The organism is Terribacillus saccharophilus, assembly GCF_046592595.1.
GTDB lineage: Bacteria > Bacillota > Bacilli > Bacillales > Amphibacillaceae > Terribacillus > Terribacillus saccharophilus_C.
On the sequence record NZ_JAWVPF010000002.1, the window covers coordinates 449,509 to 476,481 of the forward strand.

General features: G+C 46.3%; 22 protein-coding genes and 1 pseudogene. 3 read left to right on the top strand and 20 right to left on the bottom strand.

The annotated features are described in order from the left end of the window. From SFC25_RS04715 to SFC25_RS04760, 10 genes are all read right to left on the bottom strand, one after another. Nucleotides 1–756 (bottom strand): Stp1/IreP family PP2C-type Ser/Thr phosphatase, encoded by a 756-nt coding sequence (locus tag SFC25_RS04715; RefSeq protein WP_411214157.1) that lies wholly within the window; start codon nt 754–756, stop codon nt 1–3. Nucleotides 757–815: 59 nt separating this feature from the next. Continuing rightward, the gene (rsmB, locus tag SFC25_RS04720; RefSeq protein WP_411214158.1) at nt 816–2,159 is read right to left on the bottom strand and encodes a 16S rRNA (cytosine(967)-C(5))-methyltransferase RsmB; all 1,344 of its coding nucleotides are present in this window, start codon (nt 2,157–2,159) and stop codon (nt 816–818) included. Further along, nucleotides 2,146–3,096, bottom strand: coding sequence for a methionyl-tRNA formyltransferase (gene fmt, locus SFC25_RS04725; protein ID WP_411214159.1), 951 nt, complete (start codon nt 3,094–3,096; stop codon nt 2,146–2,148). Before fmt ends, rsmB begins: the two co-directional genes overlap by 14 nt. Nucleotides 3,097–3,114: 18 nt before the next feature. Beyond that, a complete protein-coding gene (priA, locus tag SFC25_RS04730; protein WP_411214160.1) occupies nt 3,115–5,517 on the bottom strand; it encodes a primosomal protein N' in 2,403 nt (800 codons plus the stop codon). Then, on the bottom strand, nt 5,514–6,722 hold the full coding sequence (gene coaBC / locus SFC25_RS04735) for a bifunctional phosphopantothenoylcysteine decarboxylase/phosphopantothenate--cysteine ligase CoaBC (RefSeq protein ID WP_411214161.1): 1,209 nt from the start codon (nt 6,720–6,722) through the stop codon (nt 5,514–5,516). The genes priA and coaBC overlap by 4 nt, the downstream gene beginning before the upstream one ends. 99 nt (nt 6,723–6,821) lie before the next feature. Then, the gene (rpoZ, locus tag SFC25_RS04740; RefSeq protein ID WP_095214652.1) at nt 6,822–7,019 is read right to left on the bottom strand and encodes a DNA-directed RNA polymerase subunit omega; all 198 of its coding nucleotides are present in this window, start codon (nt 7,017–7,019) and stop codon (nt 6,822–6,824) included. A gap of 1 nt (nt 7,020) precedes the next feature. After that, complete coding sequence (gene gmk, locus SFC25_RS04745) at nt 7,021–7,635, bottom strand: guanylate kinase (RefSeq protein ID WP_093726647.1); 615 nt, start codon at nt 7,633–7,635, stop codon at nt 7,021–7,023. Nucleotides 7,636–7,649: 14 nt separating this feature from the next. Beyond that, complete coding sequence (gene remA, locus SFC25_RS04750) at nt 7,650–7,910, bottom strand: extracellular matrix/biofilm regulator RemA (protein ID WP_038560050.1); 261 nt, start codon at nt 7,908–7,910, stop codon at nt 7,650–7,652. A gap of 176 nt (nt 7,911–8,086) precedes the next feature. Beyond that, nucleotides 8,087–8,965 (bottom strand): YicC/YloC family endoribonuclease, encoded by an 879-nt coding sequence (locus SFC25_RS04755; RefSeq protein ID WP_411214162.1) that lies wholly within the window; start codon nt 8,963–8,965, stop codon nt 8,087–8,089. A 121-nt stretch (nt 8,966–9,086) separates the two neighbouring features. Beyond that, on the bottom strand, nt 9,087–11,729 hold the full coding sequence (locus SFC25_RS04760; protein ID WP_411214163.1) for a cation-translocating P-type ATPase: 2,643 nt from the start codon (nt 11,727–11,729) through the stop codon (nt 9,087–9,089). Between the two features lie 88 nt (nt 11,730–11,817). Between SFC25_RS04760 and SFC25_RS04765 the strand changes: the two genes are divergently transcribed. After that, nucleotides 11,818–13,524: an Rqc2 family fibronectin-binding protein gene (locus SFC25_RS04765; RefSeq protein ID WP_411214164.1), complete on the top strand. Its 1,707-nt coding sequence runs from the start codon at nt 11,818–11,820 to the stop codon at nt 13,522–13,524. A gap of 27 nt (nt 13,525–13,551) precedes the next feature. On the opposite strand, the gene SFC25_RS04770 is transcribed toward SFC25_RS04765, so the two are convergent. Then, nucleotides 13,552–14,049 (bottom strand): GNAT family N-acetyltransferase, encoded by a 498-nt coding sequence (locus tag SFC25_RS04770; protein ID WP_411214165.1) that lies wholly within the window; start codon nt 14,047–14,049, stop codon nt 13,552–13,554. A gap of 279 nt (nt 14,050–14,328) precedes the next feature. On the opposite strand from SFC25_RS04770, the pseudogene SFC25_RS04775 reads away from it, so the two are divergent. After that, a pseudogene (locus tag SFC25_RS04775) lies at nt 14,329–14,563 on the top strand (DbpA RNA binding domain-containing protein); the annotation flags it as partial. Nucleotides 14,564–14,661: 98 nt separating this feature from the next. Here the strand turns inward: SFC25_RS04775 and SFC25_RS04780 are convergent. Beyond that, complete coding sequence (locus tag SFC25_RS04780) at nt 14,662–15,324, bottom strand: hypothetical protein (RefSeq protein WP_411214166.1); 663 nt, start codon at nt 15,322–15,324, stop codon at nt 14,662–14,664. Nucleotides 15,325–16,009: 685 nt separating this feature from the next. Here SFC25_RS04780 and SFC25_RS04785 point away from each other — a divergent pair. Next, nucleotides 16,010–17,500, top strand: a complete 1,491-nt coding sequence (locus tag SFC25_RS04785; RefSeq protein WP_411214167.1) for a flotillin family protein — start codon at nt 16,010–16,012, stop codon at nt 17,498–17,500. A 39-nt stretch (nt 17,501–17,539) separates the two neighbouring features. Here the strand turns inward: SFC25_RS04785 and pyrE are convergent, their stop codons facing one another. Genes pyrE through SFC25_RS04825 form a run of 8 tightly spaced genes read right to left on the bottom strand, consistent with a single transcriptional unit; the run spans nt 17,540 to nt 26,972 of the window. After that, nucleotides 17,540–18,151: an orotate phosphoribosyltransferase gene (pyrE, locus tag SFC25_RS04790; RefSeq protein WP_411214168.1), complete on the bottom strand. Its 612-nt coding sequence runs from the start codon at nt 18,149–18,151 to the stop codon at nt 17,540–17,542. After that, nucleotides 18,135–18,851: an orotidine-5'-phosphate decarboxylase gene (gene pyrF, locus SFC25_RS04795; RefSeq protein ID WP_411214169.1), complete on the bottom strand. Its 717-nt coding sequence runs from the start codon at nt 18,849–18,851 to the stop codon at nt 18,135–18,137. Before pyrF ends, pyrE begins: the two co-directional genes overlap by 17 nt. Further along, a complete protein-coding gene (locus tag SFC25_RS04800; RefSeq protein WP_411214170.1) occupies nt 18,823–19,758 on the bottom strand; it encodes a dihydroorotate dehydrogenase in 936 nt (311 codons plus the stop codon). The genes pyrF and SFC25_RS04800 overlap by 29 nt, the downstream gene beginning before the upstream one ends. After that, nucleotides 19,755–20,525 (bottom strand): dihydroorotate dehydrogenase electron transfer subunit, encoded by a 771-nt coding sequence (locus SFC25_RS04805; RefSeq protein WP_411214171.1) that lies wholly within the window; start codon nt 20,523–20,525, stop codon nt 19,755–19,757. Before SFC25_RS04805 ends, SFC25_RS04800 begins: the two co-directional genes overlap by 4 nt. Then, complete coding sequence (carB, locus tag SFC25_RS04810) at nt 20,522–23,719, bottom strand: carbamoyl-phosphate synthase large subunit (RefSeq protein ID WP_411214172.1); 3,198 nt, start codon at nt 23,717–23,719, stop codon at nt 20,522–20,524. The genes SFC25_RS04805 and carB overlap by 4 nt, the downstream gene beginning before the upstream one ends. Then, a complete protein-coding gene (locus SFC25_RS04815) occupies nt 23,712–24,812 on the bottom strand; it encodes a carbamoyl phosphate synthase small subunit (protein ID WP_411214173.1) in 1,101 nt (366 codons plus the stop codon). Before SFC25_RS04815 ends, carB begins: the two co-directional genes overlap by 8 nt. Then, nucleotides 24,809–26,089, bottom strand: a complete 1,281-nt coding sequence (locus SFC25_RS04820) for a dihydroorotase (RefSeq protein ID WP_411214174.1) — start codon at nt 26,087–26,089, stop codon at nt 24,809–24,811. Before SFC25_RS04820 ends, SFC25_RS04815 begins: the two co-directional genes overlap by 4 nt. Beyond that, nucleotides 26,049–26,972 carry an aspartate carbamoyltransferase catalytic subunit gene (locus SFC25_RS04825; protein ID WP_411214175.1) on the bottom strand — a complete coding sequence of 308 codons (924 nt, stop codon included), beginning with the start codon at nt 26,970–26,972 and terminating at the stop codon, nt 26,049–26,051. The genes SFC25_RS04820 and SFC25_RS04825 overlap by 41 nt, the downstream gene beginning before the upstream one ends. Between the last annotated feature and the right edge of the window lies 1 nt (nt 26,973).

Consider the following 26,973-nt stretch of genomic DNA (forward strand, 5'->3'; position numbering starts at 1 on the left):
CTATGCACCCTCCCGGACAGGTGTATCAGCCAAATCGGCAATGATCAGGGAAATATTATCTTCCCCGCCTCGCTCATTGGCAACCGTCACGAGCTGCGAAGCAATATGTTCAATCTCTTCTCCAGAAGTGAGGTGCTCCAAAAGCTCCTGCTTGTCGAATTTATTTGACAATCCATCCGAGCACAACAGAAGGCGATCTCCGGCTTCCCAAGTGATCGACACCAAATCCATCTCTACATCCTGATCCGTTCCGAGTGCACGCAGCAAGACATTCTTCCGCGGATGGTGCTCGGCGTCCTGTTCTGTTATCTCACCAGATCGGACCAGTTCATTTACGAGGGAATGGTCCTCTGTCACTTGTTTGAACCCTTCTTCATTCAGCAAGTAGCAGCGGCTATCCCCAATATGGGCGATGGTAACGAAATCGTCTGTGCAAACAGCAGCGACAACTGTCGTTCCCATGCCTGTCAATTCTGCGCTCTGACGTGATTCTTCATACACGCGTAAATTGACAGCTTTAATTGCTTGCTTGATTGCCTCTTCTGTCTTTTGCGGAGAATCGAAGCTGGCAGCAGACTCCCACCATGTGCGTAAATGGGAAATGGCTAGCTGACTGGCAACATCACCTGCTTTATGTCCGCCCATACCATCAGCAATGACAGCAAGGTATTGTTCATTGGAATTGGAAAATACCCCGCCTGCGTCTTCGTTATGACTTCTGATCTGACCACGATCGGTAATGAAAAAACCTCTCACGCTTTTCACCTCATCTATATGCAGTCTGTTGTTGCTCCAAATTCATCCTACCACATTTTTTACCCTTTTCTAACAAGCCGGACAAGGAAAAAGCCATCCGTATCAAAATCCTGAGGGAATACTTGCAAACCTGCATCCGTTAGACCAGGGGCATCCTTGACAGCTTGCGGTAAATCAGCCTGGAATTCCGGATCGACTTGAAATTCTGGATGCTGCTCCAGAAAAGCTCGGACAACTTGTTCATTCTCGGCTTGATCCACTGTACACGTACTGTAAACTAATTTTCCGTCCTTCTTCAAAAGCGGTGCCACCTCTTCCAGCAAGTCAGCCTGAATGGAAGCAAGTGACAAAACATCTTGTTCCGATTTATGATACTTGATATCCGGCTTCCCTCTAAGCACACCTAGTCCGGAGCATGGTGCATCAAGTAAAATACGATCGAAACTCTCCGGTTTATGCTGCTCCTGCAAGTTCCGTGCATCTGCTTGATTGGCTTCGATAATAGTCAGCTTCAGCTTCTCCGCTTTTTGCTGTACCTGCTTTGCTTTCTTGGCATGCAGATCATAGGCGAAAAGTTTCCCTTTATTTTCCATAGTTTCGGCAATATGAGTCGTTTTTCCGCCCGGTGCACTGCACGCATCCAAAACTGTCATACCTGCTGCCGCATCAACCATCTGACCAGCCAGCATACTCGTCTGATCTTGGACAGTCACCTGATTGGAAAGGAATAAATCACTTTTCAGGATGTTCCCTTCTTCCACGATGATGCCTTGCGGATTGATACTTGATGGACGAATCTTGAATCCTTGGGACTCCAGCTCTTCCATCGCTTCCTCGCGCGAGATCAGCATTGGCTGCACGCGCACACTTATCGGCTTTTCCACTTGGTTAACGGCACACATTTCGCGTGCTGTCTTCTCTCCATATTGTGAAATCCAGCGTTCGACAAGCCACTGCGGGTGACTTGTTTCCAGTGAGATGCGCTCAGCAGAATCTTGGATGTCATCCAATTTAGGGAATCCTTTTCGCTGGGCATTACGCAGGACTGCATTCACAAGCGATGCGATACCTTTATGGCCCCGCTGCTTGGCTATTTCGACGGATTCATGGATGACAGCATGATCGGGCACCCGGTCCAATTTGTACATTTGATAAAAGGCAGATAATAAAAGCCATTTCGCCCATGGTTCCAATTTCTTTGTTACAAAGTGACGAAGGAAATACTCCAACGTCAGTTTATAAGATAATGTTCCATAGACGATTTCGGTTAGCAGACCTGTGTCTCTGCTGTCAAAACCTTTATTGCGGATTGTCTGATCCAGCAGTAAATGACTGTAGCCTCCCTGGTCTCCAATACGGGATAACAAAGTGACAGCTGTGTCACGCAGTTCATACTTCTTCATGCTGGCCCAACCTTTCTCCAGCTTGCATGTCTTTGCCTACACCGCGCAGATAATCTGCTGCAGTCATTTGCTTTTTGCCTGCTGGCTGCACCTGAGTCAATTTAATTGCCGTGTTATTACCGCATGCAACGATAATGCCATCGGCTTCAACGCTTACAATCTCTCCAGGTGCTCCTTCATATTCACGATCCAGAAGTTCACTCCACCATATCTTGAAAGGCTTGTCCCTGTACATTGTAAAAGCTACAGGCCATGGATGCATGCCTCGGATATGATTGAACACTTCCCAGTTTGATCGGTTCCAATCAATCACTTCTTGCTCCCGTTTTATTGTTGGGGCAAAGGTTACTTTCTCTTCGTCCTGTTTGACTGGATTCACGGAACGAGCAAAAATATCAGGAAGGATATCGTGAACCATTTCCGCACCAAGTGTTGCCAATTTATCATGCATCGTACCTACATGATCCTTCATTGTAATTGGTACCGAACGCTGCAGGAGCATATCGCCGGCATCCAGCTTTTCGACCATATACATGATTGTAACGCCCGTCTCAGCCTTTCCTTGCTGGATGGCATAATGGATAGGTGCACCGCCGCGAAGTTCCGGCAGCAAGCTGGCATGTACATTGATACAGCCATATTGCGGATAATCAAGCAATTCTTTTGGCAATATCTGTCCAAACGCAGCAGTCACGATCAAATCCGGCTCATAGGAAAAGATTTCTTCGTAACTTTGCTTGATTTTCTCCGGCTGATAAACCGGGATCCCGTGCTTGAGAGCTTCCTCCTTCACAGGTGAACTGGTGAGGATGCGCTTGCGGCCTTTCGGGCGGTCAGGCTGGGTGACAACGAGCACCACCTCGCAATCTTCCTCTGTCAGCTGTTTTAGTACGGGTACTGCAAAATCTGGTGTACCCATGAATACGATTCGTTTCATTCAAAAAAAGCTCCTTTCCTACATGAGCGAATACGGCTGTAAATCAACGTGTATTTGCAAATCTTCTTTTTTCCGGGCATCTTCGTAGTGATGGAGGATTCTCCTGATCACATCCCGAAGGTTCGGTTCGTTTTTGTATTTTACCATGCACTGGAAGCGATATCTATCTTTGATCCGCGCCAGTGGTGATGGGGTAGGTCCTAGAATCCGGACCTGATCGGACAGGTGCTTCTGGAGCAGCTGTACAATCGTCTGGGTTGTTTGCATCGCTTTTACCTGGTTCTGGTGACTGATTGTCAATAGCGCGAGATAATAATACGGCGGATATTGAAAGGCTCTGCGTGTTTGCATTTCCGTCTGGAAAAATGGCCGGTAATCCCCTGACGCTGCAAGTTCAACACTATAATGCTCCGGTGAGTACGTCTGGATGATGACCTCACCAGGCAGACTATGCCGCCCAGCTCGTCCGCTCACCTGTGTGAGCAGCTGGAATGTCTTCTCTGCTGCACGGAAATCCGGCAAGTGCAGCATCGAGTCTGCCGCCAGGACACCGACAAGCGTCACTCTTTCAAAATCCAGACCTTTGGCAATCATCTGGGTACCGAGCAGAATGTCAGCTTCGCCTCTGCCAAATGCGCCAAGCAGCTTTTCATGCGAACCCTTGCGCCTGGTTGTGTCGACATCCATTCGAATCACACGGGCCTCAGGCAGCAGCTGCGTGAGTGCTTCTTCCACTTTTTGCGTACCTGTACCAAAGTAGCGTATTGTATCACTTTCACATGCAGGGCAGATGGAAGGCATCTGCTCTTCATAGCCGCAATAATGGCATTTGAGCTGTTCACTGCTTCTATGGTATGTGAGTGTGATATCGCAATGCGGACATTCCACTGTATGACCGCAGTCGCGGCACATTACAAATGTGCTGTAGCCGCGACGGTTAAGGAAGAGGACGATCTGTTCCTTCCGGCGTATGCGTTCTTTCATCTGTTCGAGCAATTCGCGGGCAAAGATCGACCGATTGCCGGCATGCAGCTCATCCCGCATATCGATGATTTGATAATCTGGCATTGATGCCTGATTCACACGCTCCGGCAGCTCCAGCATATGGTAAACGCCTTTTTCCGCTCTCGCATACGATTCGAGCGAAGGGGTAGCACTGCCAAGCACCACTGGAGCATGATGATATTTACCACGGAAAACAGCAATATCCCGGGCATGATATTTTGGATGATCTTCCTGTTTGTAACTTGTTTCATGCTCTTCGTCGATGATGATGATTCCTAAATTTTCAAAAGGGGCAAAAATCGCAGATCTGGCGCCCACGGCCACCTTCACTTGCTTGCGCTGTATCTTTCGCCATTCATCGTACTTCTCACCTGCAGATAAAGCACTGTGCAGCACAGCAACATCAGAGCCGAATCTTCCTTTGAATCGGTTGACTGTCTGCGGAGTAAGTGCGATTTCAGGAACCAATACAATTGCTTCCTGCCCTTTTTCCAGCACCTGCTGGATTGCTTGCAAATACACTTCCGTCTTTCCGCTTCCTGTGACCCCATGAAGAAGGAATACTTCATGTGTGTCAGAATGGATGCTCTCCAATACCGGTTCGAGTGCATTCGCCTGTGAATCAGATAGCTGCAGTGGTTGTGTACGCTCAATTTGTTTATTTTCATAAGGATCCCGCAATACTTCTTTGTCATAGGAATGCAGCAAGCCTGCATCCAACAGGGGCTTAAGAGTAGAAGCGGTTGTCTGATACATTTCCAGCAATTGTTTCTGAGCAATCTGACCCGGCTCTTCAATGAAATGCTCAAGCAGTGCTTTTTGTTTCATAGCACGGGCGTTGACATTAGCTAACGCCTCTTGAAGTTCTTCAACAGGCTTGTCTGCATCTATCATACGAATTGTTTTCTTCGTTTCCTTGGAGTTTACTTGGTAGCGCAGTTCGACTTGACCTGCTTTGATCGCCTGCTGCAGTACTGTCAGCGGTATACCGCTCTGTTCGAATTGCTCATATATGCTCGTGTCGTCTTCCAGAAATAATGGTCGCAAGGCTTCTGGTATGTTTCCAGTTCGGACAAGCAGTTTCTTGTATGTCGCCTTCATCGCTTGCGGCAGCATCGCCTGGAGGGCGGTGATATGGAAGCTTAATGTCTGCTCTCCCATCCACACTCCTAAATCAAGCAATTCAGGAGTCAGTGCCGGAAGCAAATCCATCGTTTCCTGTATTTCCTTCAGCTTGTCCACTTCAGCCGAATTGCCAATCTCCAGGACGAAACCCATGATGCGGCGATTTCCGAATGGGACGATGACACGCATCCCCGGCTGGAGCACGTTGATCAGGTGTTCAGGAATCAGATAATCATACACGCGGTCGGTCTGACTGGCCGGGACGTCGACAACAACCTTCGCGATGTTCATTTTCTGCGAGCCTCCATATCTTCTGCGATCTCATTTAGAATCCGGCAGGCAATGTGTTTCTTCGTATCAGTAGGCAGATGCTGTTCCTTACCTTCTCTATTTAAATAAATCACTTCATTGCTGTCAGATTGAAAGCCTGTGCCCTCTTTCCCGACTGTATTCACGCAAATGGCATCTAAATGCTTGCGCTCGAGCTTTCCTTTACCATACATGACGGCATCATTAGTCTCGGCAGCAAAGCCGACAAGGAATTGATGCTGCTTGCGCTGTCCGAGCGTCAGGAGGATATCCGTTGTCCGTTCCATTTCAATGGACATATTCCCATCCTGTTTTTTCACCTTGGAATCGAATGTTTGTACCGGCCGGTAATCAGCCACAGCTGCAGCTTTGATGACGATATCCTGTTCATCGTATACTGCCAGTACCTCTTCGAGCATTTCATGGGCGCTTGTAATATCCATCCGTTTTACGCCAGCAGGTGCAGGTAACTGTGTCGGTCCGCTCACAAGCGTCACATCAGCGCCGCGTTTAGCAGCAGCTTCCGCAAGAGCGTAACCCATCTTACCCGAGGAATGATTTGTAAAGAAGCGGACCGGATCAATCGTTTCCTGTGTCGGTCCAGCTGTCACTAGCACCTTTTTACCTTCCAGATCACGCTTGGGCTCTGTTCTTTCTTCCAGGATTCGGATAATGGATTCCGGTTCCTCCAGTCTGCCCTTTCCGACATATCCACAAGCAAGATACCCTGCTTCTGGTTCGATAAAGTTGTAGCCCCAGTCATCAAGCTGCTGCATATTTCGGATCACTGCAGGATGCGCGTACATATGAACGTTCATAGCCGGCGCAATGTAAACTGGTGCCTCTGTTGCAAGCAATGTCGTTGTCAGCATATCGTCTGCCATACCAGCTGCAAGTTTTCCTATCAGGTTAGCTGTTGCCGGCGCAAGCAGAAATAAGTCTGCTTTGTCCGCTAAATCTATATGAGCAATTTTCTCCGGGTGTTTTTCGTCAAAGGTATCGGTATATACCGGGTTGCGGGATAAAGCCTGGAACGTGAGCGGTGTCACGAATTCTGCTGCATGCTTGGTCATGATCACATGCACATCTGCACCCTTCTGTGTCAGTTTGCTTGTCAATGCACATGCCTTGTATGCAGCGATGCCTCCGGAAACTCCCAGACAAATAGTCTTTCCAGCTAAATTCATTTCACTTCCCCCTCCTGATGCACAATAAGAAAGAAACCCCCGCTTGGTGTTCACCATCGCGAGGGCATCTCCATCGGATGCACCTGGCATCCTCACCGTTTATTCTTCTGTGTATTCCAATTGGTCAGCTTGAATTTCTTCCAGCGCGATACCAACATATTTATGCGATTTCGGGTTTGCAATCTTCGTTGTCTTTGTTTCCTGAAGCTGACGTGCACGCTGGGAAGACAACGTAACCAATGTGTATTTAGAATTGATTTTTTCCTGTAGTTTATCAATAGACGGTTCTAGCATCATATCAATTAACCTCCAATGCTTTCTTGTATTCTTTTGCAACGCGTTCGCGTTTGCAGTGCTCACTTTGTACAATGGATTGAATCTTCGACACAGCGTGATCCAGCTGATCATTGACGACTACATAGTCGTAAGCATCCATCATTTCGATTTCGTCCCGGGCAGCATTCAGGCGGTTCTTCACAAGATCCGGCGTCTCAGTACCGCGTCCGACGATTCGATTCTTCAATTCCTCCAGACTAGGCGGAATAAGGAAGATGAATACACCTTGCGGGAAGTTCTCTTTCACCTGAAGTGCACCTTGCACCTCGATTTCAAGAAAGACGTCATGACCTGCTTCCAACGTCTCTTCTACATAATCACGAGGAGTGCCATAATAATTGTCTACATAGCTCGCATATTCAAGGAGCTTGTTCTGACCAATCAAATGCTCGAATTCTTCCTTCGATTTATAGAAATAGTCCACGCCATCCTGTTCTCCCGGCCGCATGTTTCTGGTTGTCATGCTGATTGAGTAACGCAAATGTGTGTCCTGTTCGAATAATGCCTTCCTTACCGTCCCTTTTCCAACACCGGAAGGTCCGGACAGGATGAAAAGGATCCCTTTCTGTTCAATCATGTGCTTCCTCCTAGCTATTCCTCAGATAGTTCATCGTCACGCAGGACACGCTGTCCCACCGTTTCAGGCTGTACGGCCGAAAGGATGACGTGGTCACTATCTGTGATGATGACAGCTCTTGTTCGCCGACCATATGTAGCATCCACCAGCTTATTCGCGTCACGGGCAACCGTGATGATGCGCTTGATGGGAGCCGATTCAGGAGAAACTATCGAGATTATCCTGGTTGCGGAAACGACATTTCCGAACCCGATATTAATCAATCTTAAACTCATCTTGCTTCTCCCTTCTTGCTGTACTGCTCTTTTGACTGGCGTTCCAAACTCTTATAATGTCATTAGGATTCCCTCTACCGCTCTGCTTCATAGAAGGGTCTTTTACTCATTATACCTTTATCATCAAATAAACCATATCTTATTCATTATAAATATATCTTATTCCAAACTCAACACTATTCTATATTTTGCACTTGCTCTTTTATCTTCTCCAGCTCCGATTTCAGACTGACTACGATTATACTGATAGAGGAAGCTGTGGATTTGGAACCGATCGTATTCACTTCCCGCTGCATCTCCTGCAATATGAAATCACAAGTTCTGCCGACAGGTCCTTCCTTTTTCAGGTTCATAGCAAGCTGATCCAAGTGACTCTCCAATCGGATGAGTTCTTCTGTTATATCACCTTTTTCAGCCAGCAGCGCTATTTCCTGGTACAGACGGCTGTTTTCCGGCAAACTGCCGGCAACATAGCTGTTTATCCTATCCTCGATGCGCCGCTTGTATGCTTCCATCACCTGAGGCCTGAGCTCCGTCAATTGCTCCAGCATCGCTTGGATGTCAGTCATCCTGTTTTGAATATCCCTGGTCAAAGCACTTCCTTCCGCAACTCGCATTTGTATGAATGCTGCTAATGCGCCTTGCACTGCCTTTTCCACCAAGCCTGGCAGCTCTGTCAGCTCTGGCTGTGCTTCTTCCATGAGTATATCGGCAGATTGGGAGAGTAATGTATCAATCGTTATATCCCCGCGAAGATCAAAGGCGGTGCGTATAGCTTTCAGCTTAACCATATATTCCTCAGCTAATTCCCAATCAATGGATAATTCGCGTTTTCGCAAAGCACTGCCATCAATATCCACTGTCAGTTCCAGCTTACCCCGGCTTACAGAGTGCTGCAGCTGCTCCTTCACAGCCGATTCAAGAAAGGAAGCCGCTTTGGGCAGCTTGCATTTGATATCCAAGTACCTGGAATTGACACCCTTCAATTCCGCTGTGACCGTAAGACTGTTACCGGATGCTGCATCTCTGCCATACCCTGTCATGCTTTTCGCCAAGCTAATCCCTCCGGCTTTTTAGTAGTCACAGTGTATCAGAATAAAGGCTGTTTGTCCTGTCATAAGAACGCAGGAACAGAAGAAGCATGCTGCCTGTGTTGCTAGTCAGCATGCTTCTCCTCTATTTCTTTATAAAACCGAACAAGACGGTAGGAACCGCACTAAGTGCCAAAATCAGCAACCAGTCCCGCATAATCAAATCTGTTGTGTGGAAGATCGGCTGCAGCGGACTCACGTAGATAACAGCAAGCAATAGAACCACAGAGGAGACGACAGCTCCGATAAGCCAGCCGTTCCCGAAAGGATTGCGGGCAAATACCGATTTTTCACTGCGGCAGTCAAATACATGGATCAGCTGTGCCATGACCAATGTAGCAAACGCTGTTGTCTGCGCATAAACAAGTCTTTCCGGATCTCCTTGGTACATCAGCATGAAAGCAATGATCGTCACAGATCCAATCAAAATACCACGTGTTACGATTTTCGTTCCAAGTCCTCTGGCAAAAATTCCTTCATCCGGATGACGCGGTTTCTGCTTCATTACTTCATCCTCTGCCTTGTCCATCCCGAGGGCAATGGCTGGCAGACCATCCGTCACTAAGTTCACCCATAATATTTGGATAGGTACTAGCGGCATCGGCAATGCCAGAATCATGGCAAACAGCATCACCAGGATTTCCCCTACATTGGAAGCAAGCAAGTAGCGCACAAACTTTCTTATGTTGGAGTAAATCGTCCGCCCTTCCTTGATGGCAGCTTTGATAGTAGCAAAGTTATCGTCCATTAAGACAAGCGCACTTGCTTCCTTGGCAACATCCGTCCCTGTGACACCCATGCTGATGCCTATATCGCTCGCTTTGATTGCCGGGGCATCATTGACGCCATCACCGGTCATTGCCACGATATGGCCGACATGCTGCAGAGCTTGGACAATTCTGAGTTTGTGCTCGGGAGTCACACGCGCAAACACATACATACTATCCACTTCTGCCTGCAGTTCTTCATCTGACATATGATCCAATTCCTTGCCTTCCACCACTCTGCCGGCTGGGGGCAGAATATGCAGCATATTCGCAATGGCAGCGGCCGTTTTCACATGATCACCTGTAATCATGACCGTCTTGATGCCAGCTTTACGGCAGTCGATAATTGCATCTCTCGCTTCTTTACGCGGCGGGTCGATCAATCCGTTCAAGCCGATGAATACCATTTCTTTCTCCAGCTCTTCTTCTTTCGGCTGATATCCAGCTGGGAAATGACGGACGCAAACAGCAATCGTCCGCAGCGCTTTTGCAGCCATTTGATCTACTGCTTCATATAATGCTTGCTTATCTTTGCCGGAAAGCAGGTTTTTCTCTGCTCCATGATACGCAGCTTTTTCTATTAAAACGTCTGGTGCTCCCTTTGTGATCGCAACCAGTTTTCCGTCAGGTGTTTTGACCAATACCGTCATCCGTTTCCGTTTGCTGTCAAAAGGTATTTCATGCACGATACTGTAGCTATTTAGATCATCCGCTTCAATTCCCGCTTTTTTACCAGCGACAACAAGCGCGCCCTCCGTCGGATCACCATCAATCATCCAGCGCTTCTTTTTTCGGAATGCCTTTGCATGGCTGGACAGCACACCATAACGAAGAAACTGATGCAGTGCTTCTTCTTTTGTTTCTTTTCCGTCCCGGTAAAATCCACCCGATGGATCGTACCCATCGCCCGTTACTGTATACGTGTTACCTTCGAGGAAAATCTCTTTGACCGTCATTTGATTTTCTGTAAGCGTCCCTGTTTTATCTGAACAGATGACTGTAGCTGAGCCAAGTGTCTCTACAGCAGACAATCGTCTGACGATAGCCTTCTGTTTGATCATACGCTGCACACCAAGCGAAAGAGCGACTGTCACGATGGCAGGAAGTCCTTCCGGTATGACAGCTACCGCCAGTGATACACCTGCAAGCAGCATCTCATACAACGGATTGCCCCTATAAACCCCTGCTAGTACTGTTAAGGCGGTGAGAAGCAGGGCTATGACGATAAGTACTTTTCCGAGCTTCTCCAGCCTTCGTTCAAGCGGCGTCTGTTTCCGTTTTGTATCTACAAGTAGCTCAGCGATTTGCCCGACTGCTGTATTCATACCGGTTCCGATGACGATTCCGGTCCCGCTGCCTCGTGTCACAAGAGAACTCATGAATGCGATATTTTGCTGATCCTGGGGCCCTAGCTGATCTGCATTCAATTTTTCGGTCACTTTGGCAACCGGCAGTGATTCCCCAGTAAGTGCCGATTCCTCTGTTTCCAGACTCGTGACATTAACCAATCGCAGATCGGCAGGCACCCGGTCACCCGCAGTCAATGATACGATATCGCCAACGACCAGTTCGGCTGATGAAATCCTCGTCCATTGCCCATCCCGCAGCACACGCGCCATCGGGGCATTCAATTCCTTCAGTTTGCTGAGAGATTTTTCCGCATTCCTTTCCTGAAAGAAGCCGATCAGCGCATTTAACAGAACGATCAGCAGTATGGCAATGCTATCAATATACTCGCCCAGCAATCCTGAGATGACCGTCGCTGCAAGCAGTACCAGTACCATGAAGTCTTTGAATTGGCCGAAGAACAAGGCAAGCTGGGAGACGCCTTTCTCTTCCTTCCATTCATTCCTTCCATCCCGCTTCAGCCGTTGCTGTACATCCTTTGTGCTAAGTCCTTTATGTGTGTCGGAGTTTGTTTGTTTAGCTGTTTCCTCTGCTGAGATTTGATACCATCGCACATTGCATACCTCCACCCTTATTTCTAGAGTAAATATATGCGTGCTTGTCCGATAAAATGCTATACTAGCAGAGAATGAGGTGAATCATATGGCATTTGACGGAATAGTAACGAGAGCTATGGCCAAGGAGCTGCATGACACATTGGCAACAGGCCGTTTATCAAAAATATATCAGCCAACCGAAACAGAAATCGTGCTCACCTTCCGCAGTCAGGGGAAGAATCACGCTTTATTATTGTCGGCGCATCCAAGCTATGCACGTGTGCATATTACAAACGATACGTATCAAAATCCGCAGAATCCTCCGATGTTCTGTATGCTTCTTCGCAAGCATCTGGCCGGCGGTTTCTTAGAAAAAGTGGAACAATTTGAAAATGAACGGATCATCCAGCTTAGTTTCGTAAGCAAAGACGAGCTCGGTGACCAGACATCCAAACGAATCATCATGGAAGTGATGGGAAAACACAGCAACATCATGCTAGTCGATAATGAAACGGATATGATCATTGACAGCATCAAACATATTTCATCCAGTGTGAACCGGCATCGGACAATCCTTCCGGGTCAAACGTACAAACTTCCTCCAAGTCAGGAGAAGCTCAACCCGTTTACTTTGGAAGCTGCAGAGTTTGCTCGGAAGCTTGACTTCAATACCGGCCGGATGAGTAAACAAATCTTGAATATGCTGCAGGGTGTATCACCTGTTTTGGCTAATGAAATAGCTGAGCAGGCCTATATGGGTGATAAAGAGAAATACGCCGAGGTTTTCACGCATTTCATTGATAAGCTGAAGCGCGATGACTATGAGCCTACTTACTTTAAAGGAAAGAAAGAAGACTTTTATGTCATGGACATCGCTTCTATTGAAGGCACGCGGGAACAGTATAATTCGATGAGTGAACTAATCGATAGCTTCTACTCCGGAAAAGCAGAACGCGACCGCGTCAAGCAGCAGGCCGGCGACTTGATTCGCTTCCTGAAAAATGAGCGGGAAAAGAATATCCGGAAGCTATCCATCCATGAAAACACACTTAAAAAAGCCGAAAAAGCCGACAGCTATCAGCGACGCGGCGAGCTCCTTACTGCACATATGCATCAAATCAAGCAAGGTGATACAGAAGCTGTCGTCATAGACTACTATGATCCCGATCAGCAGCAGATCACCATTACACTCAACCCGCATAAAACACCGAGTGAAAATGCCCAAAGCTATTTCAAGCAATACAATAAGCTTAAGAAATCGCGCACGATGGTGGAATTGGAGCTTGAAAAAACGAATGCAGAAATCGACTATCTTGATCAGCTCATCCAGCAAGTGGAAGGCGCCCGGGAGCAGGATGTCGAGGAAATTCGTGAAGAACTGCGGGAGCAAGGCTATCTAAAAGCAAAAGCACAGCAGAAAAAGAACAAAAAACCAAATCTGCCTGAGCCGGAAACATACACTGCCACAGATGGCACAACGATCCTCGTCGGACATAATAATAAGCAAAACGAGTATTTGACGATGAAGCTTGCCCACAAGCAGGATACTTGGCTTCATACAAAGGATATTCCAGGATCCCATGTCGTTATCCGTACGACCGAGCCATCCGAAGAAACTTTGGAAGAAGCAGCTAAACTCGCGGCCTGGTTCAGTAAATCCAGACTTTCATCTTCAGTACCCGTCGATTATACAAAGATTCGTCACGTGAAGAAGCCAAATGGTGCGAAGCCTGGGTTTGTGACGTATGATCAGCAGAAAACATTGTATGTGACGCCAGATGAGCAGTTTGTGAAACGTTTGGGGAAGAAATAAGGAAGTGCGCTATCTCAGCGCACTTCCTTATTTTAGTATCTTATAATAAAAATTGCCTGCAAGATATGTACCATATGCATCCTGGGCGAAATCCGGCACTTCTCCGAATAGTACATAACCTTCGGACTGATAAAGCCGATTGGCTGGTCCTTCTTTTTCGGTATCAAGTAAAAGTAAAGTTTTGCCGTCTTGCTTCGCTGCTTGCTCAGCATGCTGAAGCAGTTTTCTGGCGACGCCTTTCCTTCTGGCTATTGTGCTGGTCATCAGTTTGGCTAGTTCTGCACGATGACGGCCATTTTCCTTATCGCTGTAGTGCAGCTGAACAGTCCCAGCAATTTGACCATCAATCAACCCAATGAAAAGCCGAACATGTTCAGAGAGTACAGAATTCCAGTAACTCATTGCAGTCTCATCGCTCATCGGATGTAAATAGTTCATCGATGCGCCATCAGCGACTACTGTTTGAAATAAACTTGCTAGTTCTTCTTTATACGATTCAATATCTGTAACTTCCTTAATTTCCACGCTTACTCCCCCATACCCGACAAATAGTTTATTTATAAGTGTTCCTCTAATTGAGCTTCTACCCTTTTAAAGATAACGTATATGCCTTACGAAAACGAATGAAATGTTATATATCCTAACATACAATCTTTCTCCGCTACTCTGCCTAAAGACGTTGAATATCTATCTATGAATATATGTAAAATATTAATCATATAGAGATTTCGTCACCTGGAGTAACCGTCGGTACTATCGAACATTTCTTAGCAAGAAGTAGCAGCTGGAAAAGATGCTTTGTAAGAAAAACTGAACAGCAAACACGTTGTAAGAAAACTTAAAAACAGCCGTTTCAATCAAGATATTATGAAGCTTCCATAAAACGGCGGTAAAAAGAAGAAAATTCGTACTGTTGATTATTCAGGATCAAATGTCTTACGTTAATATCCTGAATGGAAAAGAACCCATTGTATTGCTAGCTTTGGAGAATATGACTGTTAAGGGGAAGAAACTGAAAGTTAGCATGGCAATTAAGTAATATTTCTATAGAAAATCCCCTCCTTGAAGATGAAGAAGGGGATTTTGTTTTTACTTCTTTGTATCTATACAAACTTTCCAAATAACGTGTATTATTCGCTATTCAGTCTGTAATGGGATTAAATCGACCGACGCATCAACTTCAATTGTGTCCATACTTTCCAATTTCAGGACAAAGCTAGGTACGTCACCTTCGGCCTCAATAACTATATCAACTTTCACGTTGCCTGAGTAAGCCTTCACTATAACTCTGCTTTTAGCACCTTCTTTTGGAACAACTTGATAACTATTCGCCGGCAAATCCTGACCAGCTCTATAATCAACTCCACCTTCTAACCCAATTGGTTCATCTTCTGCCTTTTTCATCTCGCCTCTAAGAGTTAATAAGTTTTCTTCTGCATCATTTACTTTATTCTGAAGTGTTTCTAAAGCGCTGGTATTCTCCTCTATATTCTGCCTCAGCTCTATATTATGCTCTACAAGCTGCTCTATTTCTGTTATTTCTTGTGCTTTTGTAGCTACTAATATTTTCTCAATCTCAGTTAAGTTACTTGGATTTAAATAATCTGCTGAATCTACTAGAGATACCGATTTAGTCCAGACAGAAAATACACCCGAAATGAATACAATAAAGCCCAAGACAAGAATGAAACCGGATATCCAACTCCACTTTTTATTTCTTAGAGCTAAGAACACAATAAACAATGGTATACCTACCAAAAATGTTAAGAGACCTAGATAGAACATTAATACTCCCAACATGGACACCTCCCTACCAAGCTAGCTTTACTGGAATAACATAAAACAATATACATTATTGTAATCATATAGGAGATTCAGCGATATTAAAACCCCTGCACTAAAGGACGGGATTGAAACCCGTTTTTGGAACATTTAGAATAATCAGTGCAATCTTATAAATTAAGTTGCAACACTTCTCCTTCTTCCTTTAGTATGACCTCTACAATTATGCCTAACTTAAAATACATATTTCCCGTTAGTAACTTTTAAAAAGAAGGTGCGGAGGTATGTAAACCAAAAGGGATATGCGAAGATAAATGTCGATTAGTCTTAATAAAATGATAAAGCTTTGGATTGTGACTCGGTTATACTTGCTTACTTGAGTATTACTTCTGTGGTTAGAGGTTTTGGGGTGGAAACACCAGCAGTAGAAATTTAAAAGTAAAGTCAGATGAATTGGTTATGATTGCTTTTATTTGAATTATTTTGAAACTTTTCACAAAGCTTCTACGTACATATAGGCAAGGCGCTGAAGAAATGAAGAAATGAAGATATGCTCTACAGGCTTTATCAGATTTAAGGGTACTATCTAGAGACCCCTTTATATCTCTAATGTGCACTATTCCATGGGACTTTGCATTATAGGTTCTGTTCCCCGCTTCCATACAGAAATATATTATAAATACACACAAAGGAGAATGCATTTATGTTAGAAGGACTAAGTATTATCGCTATCATTATTACACTTATCGTATTGGCAGCTATCGGAGGAACAGCATGGTTCATTTACATGAAAATCAGGTTCCGCACCGTACCATCCAACGAAGCACTCATCGTTACCGGACCGAAACTTGGGGATGAGGAAAAGGAAAAAAATATCTATAAAGATGATCAAGGACGCTATATGAAGGTTATCCGCGGCGGCGGTCATAGGCTAAGAATGTTTCAAACTGGCACAAAAGTATCCCTGAAATCATTCCAATTACAGATCAAGACACCGAAAGTATATACAGCACAGCATGTTGGAGTATACGGAGAAGCTGTCGCAACTGTCAAAGTAGCAGACACTTTGGAAGGCATCGTGCGATATGCCGAGCAGTTCCTGGGGAAAGCACAAGGAGAGATCGAGCAGGAAATTGGTGAAGTGTTGAATTCCAGTTTGCGGGCAATTTTGTCCAGTATGACTGTTGAGCAAATCAACGGCGACCGGGAACGTTTCAATGAAGACGTGCGTAAAATCGCACAAAAAGAACTAAATGACATGGGCTTCCGCATTACATCATTAGGACTAACAGACATCAGCGATGACGACGGTTACTTGGAAAACTTAGGTCGTCCGCAAATTGCCGAAATCGAAAAACAGGCTGAAATAGCAGAGGCGAACAACAAACGGGAAACGGAGCTAAAACAAGCTGAAGTAAACGAAGAAGTATCCCGTGAGAAATATCAGCGTGAAATGAACATCGCAGAGGTCCGTAAAACAAAAGACATCAAAGATGCACAGATCAAAGCAGAAACAGAGCGTGAAAGAGCCATCGCTGAAGCAGCATACGAACTGGAAAAAGAAGAAAAACGATTGGGTATCGAAAAGCAGCGCCTTGAAATCAAAGAACAGGAACAAGAAAGTGAACTGCGACTGCGTCAGAAAGAACGTGAAAATGACGTTAAACTAGAACAGCAGCAAGTAGAAGTACAAAAACAAAAGGCCGAAGCAGAATATCTCACCAAAACAAAAGAAGCACAAGCACGTGCCGAAGCAAGAAGAGTCGAAGGTGAAGCGGAAGCGGCCGTTATCAGACAAAAGAGCATAGCAGAAATCGAAGCTATTGAGAAACGCGCTCAAGCAATGGCGAAGCACCAGGATGTCATCCTAAGAGAGAAACTGATCGACATCATGCCGGATTATGCGAGAGCCATCAGTCAGTCATTCAGTAATGTCGAGTCTATCCGTATCCTGGATAATGGTTCAGGCGGCGGTATCAACTCCCTTCCTAACACCGTGACAAACACAATGGCAAACCTGCAAGAGAGCCTTGGCCAGATGACAGGTTTCGATTTAGAAGGATTCTTGCAAAAAATCAGCATGCCAAAATCAAATGATGATGCAGATAACGCAAAATCAAATCAGCAGCAAATCACGCTTAAAGACTCTGTCAAACAAATCGAAAACGAAGAAACAAAGCTTACTTTTGAGTAAAACCTTCCAATAAAAAAGGATGCATCTCTGCATCCTTTTTTATAATGTATCACGCCATTCCAAGAGTTCTTGTTTCTCCTGAGAAGTTATCGTCTGATTCTCCACAAGTATATCAGCAAGTTCATCGAAATTAGTCAGCGTCTCAAATGGTACATCAATAGCAGCAAAATTATCATCGGCTTTCTTCAGATTATAGCTGAAGATGGCCAAGACTTTTGTCACAATCGCCCCTGCTTCCTGCAGTGCTTGGACCGTGTTGATAACAGAGCCGCCTGTTGAAATGAGATCCTCAATGACGACGACATGTTTACCCGCAACGTCTGACCCTTCGATTTGATTGCCCTTTCCATGACCTTTTTTACTGGATCTGACATAGATCATTGGCAGATTTGCTTTATCAGCAAGCCATGCAGCATGCGGGATCCCTCCAGTAGCACATCCTGCGATGATATCAGTATCCGGTAAATCTGCTAACTTCTCCTGAAACTGTCGTGCTATCGCTGTCCGCACTTCCGGGTGACCGAGTGTCAGTCGATTATCACAGTAAATCGGAGAGTGAATGCCAGAAGCCCATACAAAACTTTTGGCTGGATCAATTTGTATCGCGTCGATTGAAAGCAGTGCTTCGGCTATATTAATTGTTGTTGTCATAGTTATTCCACTCCTCAATTACTTGTTCGTAAGCTTGTTTAGGATCGGATGCTTCTGTAACGCTTCTCCCAATCACAAGGTAATCTGCCTGCATTCTCCTAGCACCAGCAGGTGTTGCAATACGATGCTGATCGTTTTGATTGGATCCCGCAAGCCGTATTCCTGGAGTGACGGTAAGGAAGTCGGCTCCGCAAGCTGCTTTGATACTTGCTGCTTCATGAGGAGAACAAACTACCCCATCAGCCCCTGCTGTCTTGGACAATTCGGCCAGATGCAGAGCATAAGCAGCAAGCTCCATTGGCTGTTTTAGATCAGTGCGGACCGTCTCTTCATTCATTGATGTCAGCATGGTGACAGCTATCAGTTTAGGAATAGATTTTTTTGCTCCCTGCAACAGACCTTCTTTAGCCGCTTCCATCATCTTCGCTCCGCCTAACGCGTGAACATTAACTATATCTACATCAAGTCCTGCTAGATTACGCATAGCGCTTTTAACAGTATTCGGAATGTCATGCAGTTTAAGATCGAGAAAGATTGGATGGTTATTCTCTTTCAGCTGGTGAACGATGGATGGACCTTCCCGGTAATAAAGCTCCATCCCTACTTTTACCGGTACCTCGGCCAGCTCCTGCTGATTGAGGAAATGCAGCGCTTCTTCCCCTGTAGGGAAATCAAGCGCGAGATAGATTGGTCTCTGCATATTCATGCCCCTTTCCGATTGCGTCCTCAACACTTGTGAATCCATACTTTCGCAGGACATCAGGCAAGTTCTGAATGATTTCAGGGCACACGAATGGATGCTGGAAATTAGCAGTTCCTACTGCCACAGCAGATGCCCCAGCCAGCAGGAATTCCAGCACATCCTCAGCTGTTGTTACTCCTCCCATGCCGATAATCGGAAGGTTTGTCATTTGGCGAATTTGATAAACCATGCGTATCGCTACTGGTTTTACGGCAGGGCCGGATAAACCGCCTATCTTGTTAGCCAGCAATGGTTTTCTGCCTGCTAAATTTATTTGCATGCCTGTCAAAGTATTGATTAAGGACAAGCCATCTGCACCAGCTTCTTCAACTGCACGGGCAATGACCGTAATGTCGGTGACGTTCGGTGAAAGCTTCACGTAGACTGGTACATCGCTTACTTCTTTCACAGCAGCTGTTACCATTTTGGCAAGCTCCGGATCAGTGCCGAACTGGACGCCTCCTTCTTTCACATTCGGACAAGAGATGTTGAGCTCTATCGCTTTAATTACCGGGTGCTTGCTGATTTTCCGTGCTACTTCTACATACTCTTCGACAGTGCTGCCTGCTACATTGGCAATAATCGGCGTATCGAAATCTGCTAAAAACGGAAGCTCCTTCTCTACTATCTGATCCACTCCTGGGTTTTGTAAGCCAATCGCATTGAGCATACCCGCCGTAGTTTCGGCAACACGCGGCGTGCTATTGCCATAACGCGCAGAACCGGTTGCTGCTTTGATCGTGATCCCGCCAAGCAGGTTTAAGTCATAAAGCTCGGCATACTCCTTGCCAAAACCGAAACAGCCGGAAGCTGGTAAAATAGGATTCTTCATATCCAGGCCTGGAAGATTGACGTTTAAGTTCATGCCAGCACAACCTCCTTCGCACGAAAGACAGGACCGTCTTTGCATATTTTCTTATAGCCGCTTTCACTGTCTGGTGACGGCACTACACACGCGAAGCACGCGCCGATGCCGCATCCCATCCGCTGCTCAATCGAGATGAAACCTTCTTCCTCCTCAAGCTGAGTGGATACAGCTTTGAGCATGCCGGTAGGACCGCAGGTGAAAAACTGATCGAAAGATAATGCTTCTTTCGTGATTATATCCGTCACAAACCCTTTTTCCCCTGCGCTTCCGTCATCAGTTGCAAGATAATAGTCTCCAAGTTTACGGAATGCTTCTTCATAGAAAACTTGCTCTTTGCTTTGGAAACCTGCTACCATCGTTACCTGGATGCCTTTTTCATGCAGACGCTGTGCCAGATAATAAAGCGGAGGTACGCCAATTCCGCCGCCTACGAGCAGTGCATGTTTCATTTGGAGTTCATCGACTGGATAACCTTGTCCGCATGGTCCAAGCGCATCCAGCTGATCTCCCGGCTGTGCTTTAGCCAGTGTGTTCGTTCCTTCGCCTAGTAGTTTGAAAATGATCGTAATAGTAGACTCCTGTTTATCAACACCGGCGATGCTGATCGGGCGGCGCAGCATATGATTGCTGCCTTCTCCTACTAGCAAATGCAGGAATTGACCGGGCAGGATGTTCTCCTGCGCCATTTTTCCCCTGAAAGTCATTTCCACTGTATCTTTCGCAATCGACTCTCTGCTGATAATCTCAAGATGCTCATGAATCAAGATGATATACCTCCTGCTACGACAGGCTTGGCAGTGAACGTCATCGATTCGATGATAGTCGCGATCGCTTTTGCTGTATCAAGACTAGTCAGACAAGCGATTCCGTGTTCGACCGCTTCACGGCGGATCAGGAATCCGTCTGATCTTGGCTGTTTACCAGAAGTTAACGTGTTGACGACGAATTGTACTTCGCCATTTTCAATGATGCTGATCACGTTCTGCTCAGAGGCACCGACCTTTCCAACTGTTGTAACCGGAAGTCCTGCATCTTCGACTGTTGCACTCGTTCCTTCGGTAGCGTACAGCTGGAAGCCGAGTGCATAAAATAGTTTGGCGATCTCCATCGCTTCTTCTTTGTCTTTATCCGCTACAGTCAGTAAGATAGCTCCTTCTTGGGGTACAGACAGCCCCGAAGCAAGCAAACCTTTATAAAGTGCTTTTTCAAGTGTACGATCATGCCCGATTGCTTCACCTGTCGATTTCATCTCCGGGCCGAGCAGCGTATCGACACTGCGAAGCTTCTCAAAGCTGAACACAGGCACTTTCACATAAACATCCTCTGGTTCCGGCAATAGCCCGGAAACATATCCCATGTCAGCTAGCTTTTCACCCAAAATTGTGCGTGTAGCGATATTTGCCATCGTTACATGTGTAATTTTGGACAAGAACGGAATCGTGCGGCTGGCACGCGGATTCACTTCCAAAACATACGCTTTGTTTCGATGGATAACGAACTGGATGTTGATCAAGCCTTTTACGCCAAGAGCCTTTGCAATCTGCATCGTCGCATCGATGCATTGCTGGCGGCATTCCTCGGTTATCGTCTGTGTCGGATAAACAGCAATCGAATCACCTGAATGGACACCGGCACGTTCAATATGCTCCATGATCCCTGGAATGATAGTTGTTTCGCCATCGCTGATAGCATCGACTTCTACCTCGATACCGGTCAAGTATTGGTCAATCAGTACAGGATGATCATGTCTGACATGTACACGTTTTTCCATATAATTCTGCAATTCTTCGTCATTGTAGACAATCTCCATATTGCTTCCGCCAATCACATAAGAAGGGCGTACAAGTACGGGATAACCAATCTTTTCTGCTGCAGCTGCAGCATCCTCAAGCTTTGTGATAGAAGCGCCATCTGGTTTGGCGATCTTCAGTTCATCCAGCAGTTTCTCAAATTTATCCCGGTCTTCTGCCGCATCGATTGCTTTCAAGGAAGTTCCAAGCACTTTCACACCACGGCGCTCCAATCCTTCTGCCAGGTTGATAGCAGTCTGACCGCCGAATTGCACGATGACGCCGAGCGGGTTTTCAAGGTTGACGACATGCATGACGTCTTCCAGTGTAAGTGGCTCGAAATAGAGCTTATCGGAAACACTGAAATCCGTCGAAACGGTTTCGGGGTTGCTGTTGATGATGATCGCTTCATATCCCGCTTCCCGGATAGCCAGGACGCTATGGACTGTTGCATAGTCGAATTCGATCCCCTGGCCGATGCGGATTGGTCCGGAACCAAGCACGATTACTTTCTCTTTATCTGAAGCGACAGATTCATTCTCTTCTTCATAGGTACTGTAAAAATAAGGTGTTTGCGATTCGAATTCCGCGGCACACGTATCTACCATTTTGTATACAGGCTGGAGATCATTTTCAGTCCGGAATTCGTATACCTTGTCTTCCGTCGTGTTCCACCAGTGTGCTATTTCCCGGTCAGAAAATCCTTTTTGTTTTACTTCCTTCAACAAATCCAGTTCCCAAGGCTGTTCTTGCAAACTTGATTCCATTTCAATCAATGCTTCAATTTTCCATAGGAAGAAGCGGTCGATCCTAGTTAGCTCATGCAGCTGTTCAACAGTGTATCCTCGGCGGAAAGCTTCGGCAAGGACAAACAGTCGTTCATCATCTGCTTTGACTAGACGATGCTCCATCTCTTCATAACTCATTCTATCCAGGCTGATGGATGCAAGACCGTTCGCTTTGTTATCAAGGGAGCGGACTCCTTTCAGCAAAGCCTCTTCGACATTTCGGCCAATTGCCATTACTTCTCCTGTCGCCTTCATCTGTGTACCTAGTTTACGGTTTCCGCTGACGAATTTATCAAATGGGAAACGCGGCAGTTTGGCAACAACATAGTCTAGTGCTGGTTCAAAGTATGCGTATGTCGTACCTGTTACAGGATTCTTGATTTCATCCAGTGTCAAACCGACTGCAATCTTCGCTGCCATTTTGGCGATCGGATAACCTGTCGCCTTGGAAGCAAGTGCGCTTGATCGGCTTACACGCGGATTCACTTCGATGATGTAGTAATTGAAGCTGTGCGGATCCAACGCCAGCTGTACATTACAGCCTCCCTCAATTTGCAAAGCCTTGATGATTTTTATGGAAGCGTTACGCAGCAGCTGATATTCCCGATCACTCAGTGTCTGGGAAGGTGCTACGACGATGCTGTCACCAGTATGGATACCGACTGGATCTACGTTCTCCATATTACAGACGACGATTGCCTGATCATTTTTGTCGCGCATTACTTCATATTCGATTTCCTTGAAGCCGGCAATATTCCGTTCGATCAAACATTGTGTTACTGGGGAGAGTGCTAATCCATTTTTTGTGATTTGTTTCAGCTCTTCCAGGTTATAGCACATGCCGCCTCCTGTACCGCCAAGTGTATAAGCAGGGCGGACGATGAGCGGAAAGCCGATTTCTTCTGAAAATGCCACAGCACCCTCTACTGTTGTGACGATCTGACTCTCTGGAACTGGTTCTCCAAGTTGATGCATCAGATCACGGAATAGCTCCCGGTCTTCTGCCTGCTGGATTGCTTCCAAGGATGTTCCTAGCAGTTCCACACCATATTCCTTTAAGATACCTGAGTTATCAAGTGCAACAGCCAAGTTCAAACCAGTCTGTCCGCCAAGTGTCGGAAGCAAGGCATCCGGCTGCTCCTTACGGATAATCTTGCTTAGGAATTCCACTGTCAGCGGCTCCATGTACACAGTATCCGCAACAGTATGATCCGTCATGATGGTTGCAGGGTTGGAGTTAGCAAGAATGACGGTATACCCTTCTTCACGCAGCGCTTGGCATGCCTGTGTGCCGGAATAATCGAATTCTGCTGCTTGACCAATTACGATCGGTCCTGAACCGATGACAAGTATTTTCTGGATATCCGTGCGTTTAGGCATAAGTTGCTTCCCCCTTGGATGTTTGGTTGGTTTGTGCTGTCATTGTAAGGAAGTTATCGAATAAATGGCGGGTATCCTCTGGACCAGGTGCTGCTTCCGGATGGTATTGTACACACATGACAGGGTATTTGCTGTGTTTGAGCCCTTCTACGGTGCCGTCATTCAAAGCTACTTGTGTCAGGATGAGTTCCGTCGCAGCCAATGATTCCTTTGTGACTGTATAGCCATGATTTTGTGAGGTGAGGTAGGTTTTCCCCGTCTCCAAATCTTTGACAGGGTGGTTGGAGCCCCGATGACCGAACTTCAGTTTTTCTGTATTCGCACCGGCTGCCAATGCAATCAGCTGGTGACCGAGACAGATACCGAAAATAGGTACTTGGCCGATCAGCTCACGAATAGTTTGTATGGCAGGTTCCACGTCTTTCGGATCGCCAGGTCCATTCGTCAGCATGATACCATCAGGGTTTAAATGGAGGATTTGTTCGGCTGTGTAATGCCAAGGTACAACTGTGATATGACAATCTCGGGCTGCCAATTCACGGAGAATGCCGTGCTTCATGCCAAAATCCATGACGACGATGCGTTTTCCTCGCCCTGGTACGACATAAGGTTTAGCTGTACTCATACGCTGTACTTGATCGTTTGGAAGAGTGATTGATTCCCAAGAAACTTGATTTTCAAGTGTATCGACTGCTTCTGTCAATCTAGCTTTCATTGCACCTTGTTTCCGGATGATTTTTGTCAGTTTACGAGTATCGATACCTGCGATTCCGGGAATTTGGTGGAACTTGAGAAAAGCGTCAATAGAGTGCTGTTTCCGGAAGTTGGACGGTGCTGTACTCGCTTCTTTCACAACAAGCGCCTGAATCGATGGCTGGATGCTCTCGAAGTCATCGCTGTTGATGCCATAGTTTCCGATCAGCGGATACGTCAGTGTGACGATCTGACCGCAGTAGGAAGGGTCAGAGATAATTTCTTGGTAGCCTGTCATTCCAGTGTTGAAGACGATTTCTCCAGTTGTTGCGCTATCGCTGCCGAATGCTGTGCCGGTAAATACTGTACCGTCTTCAAGGATAAGTTGTCGCTTCTTCATTTTACCGCTTCCTTTCTGTATACAATTTCTCCGCCAAAAATTGTCATCGTTGGCTCTCCTTTATAGCGCCAGCCGATAAATGGTGTATTTGTTCCTTTTGATTGGAATAAAGCTGGATCTACTTCACTCTCAGCATCAAGATCCAAAACAGCTATATCTGCTGCTGCACCGACTTCGAAGCGGCCGAATGGAAGCCCGAATGCCTGTGATGGCTTGATCGTCAGCCAGTTAATCAGCTGATTCAGCGTAAAGATACCTGTCTCAACAAAGTGTGTATAAAGCAAGCTAAACGCAGTTTCTGACCCAACGATACCGAATGATGCATCCAGCATGCTGACATTCTTCTCTTCCGCTGTGTGCGGTGCATGATCTGTCGCGATCATATCAATCGTTCCATCAAGCAGACCTTCGATCAGCGCTTTGCGATCAGCATCAGATCTAAGCGGCGGATTCATCTTGAAGTTTCCATCATCTGTTTTGATATCTTCATCAATAAGAAGCAAGTGATGCGGTGTCACTTCTGCAGTCACCTGGATTCCAGCACGTTTCGCATCGCGGATGACCCGGACAGATTCTTTTGTGCTCACATGGCAGATATGGTAATGACAGCCCGCAGCTTCAGCAAGAAGAACATCACGGGCAATATGTACTGACTCGGAAACACTGTTGATACCTGGCAATCCAAGTCTCTCGCTAGCTGTACCTTCATGCATGACGCCACCTGGAACGAGACTGTCATCTTCGCAATGTGCTACAACTGGAATTCCGAGCTTTGCTGCTCGCTGCATCGTCTCCAGCATCATGCCGGCAGACTGGATCCCAAGACCATCATCTGTAAAGGCAAATGCTTCTTTCATGTTTTCCATGTCTACAATTTCTCGTCCCAGCTGCTGTTTTGTGATAGCAGCATATTGCAAGACGCGTATAACGCCGCTTTCTTCATTTCGAGCCATGATGGATTGGAGTGTTTCTGGGCAGTCCGGTGCCGGTCTGAGGTTAGGCATGGCAGCTACTGTCGTGAACCCGCCCCGCGCAGCAGCTTTTGTTCCTGTTTCAATCGTTTCTTTCTTTTCTGCACCAGGTTCGCGCAAATGCACATGCACATCCACAAAACCTGCTGTTACTAACTGGCCTTCAAGGTCTTCTACATGATCGTCTGCTGCAATCTCGATGTGATTAGCAATCTCTTTGATAATGCCATCCTCGATTTTCACCATTACTTCTTCTAGTTGTTGATCAGCTGTTAACTGTTTCGCGTTTGTTAAGATTGTAGCCATGCTTGATTCCCCATCCTTCCAATAATGTAATGATAACTGCCATTCGTGCTGCTACGCCGTTTTCCATCTGACGGAATATCCTGGAGCGTGGCGCTTCAACAAGACTGTCGTCAATTTCGATGCCTCTGTTGACTGGTGCCGGGTGCATGATGATCGCATGCTGCTGCATCCTTTGTTCCCTAGCTTTTGTCAGTCCAAATTGTTCCAGGTAACCAGTAGACCCGCCTTTTGTTTCATGGCGCTCAAACTGGATCCGAAGCAGCATCATGACATCGCATTGTTCCACTGCATCATCCATATCTAATACGGGTATCCCAAGTGTTTCATCCATCCATTCCGGCTTGCCTGCTGCAAAGACGTGCGCCCCCAATTTGCGCAGTGCCATTGCATTGCTTCTGGCAACTCGGCTGTGACGGATGTCACCAGCAATGACGATTTTCAAGTCCTTGAAGCTTCCATACTCCTGATATATTGTCATCAGATCAAGCAAGCATTGTGTCGGGTGCTCCCCTTTTCCATCACCGGCATTGATCACCGGGATATCCAGCTTTTCAGCAAGCATTGCAGCTGTATGTTCCTCTGGATGACGGATGACAAGGACCGAAGCACCGATCGATTGAAGGGTCTTCGCGGTGTCATAGACGGTCTCGCCTTTGGTCACGCTGGATGCCTCTGCGGCGAAGTCCAGCACTTCCAAACCGAGTTTCCGTTCTGCTACGGTAAAGCTCATCTTCGTCCGTGTGCTCGGCTCAAAGAATAGATTGGCTGCGTACAGCTGCTCCCTGTATCCTGATACCCCCAGTACCTGTATGTCTGTAGCGAGCTGTACAAGCTGCAGCAGTTCCCCTGCAGTAAGATGCTTCATCGATACGAAATGCTTCATG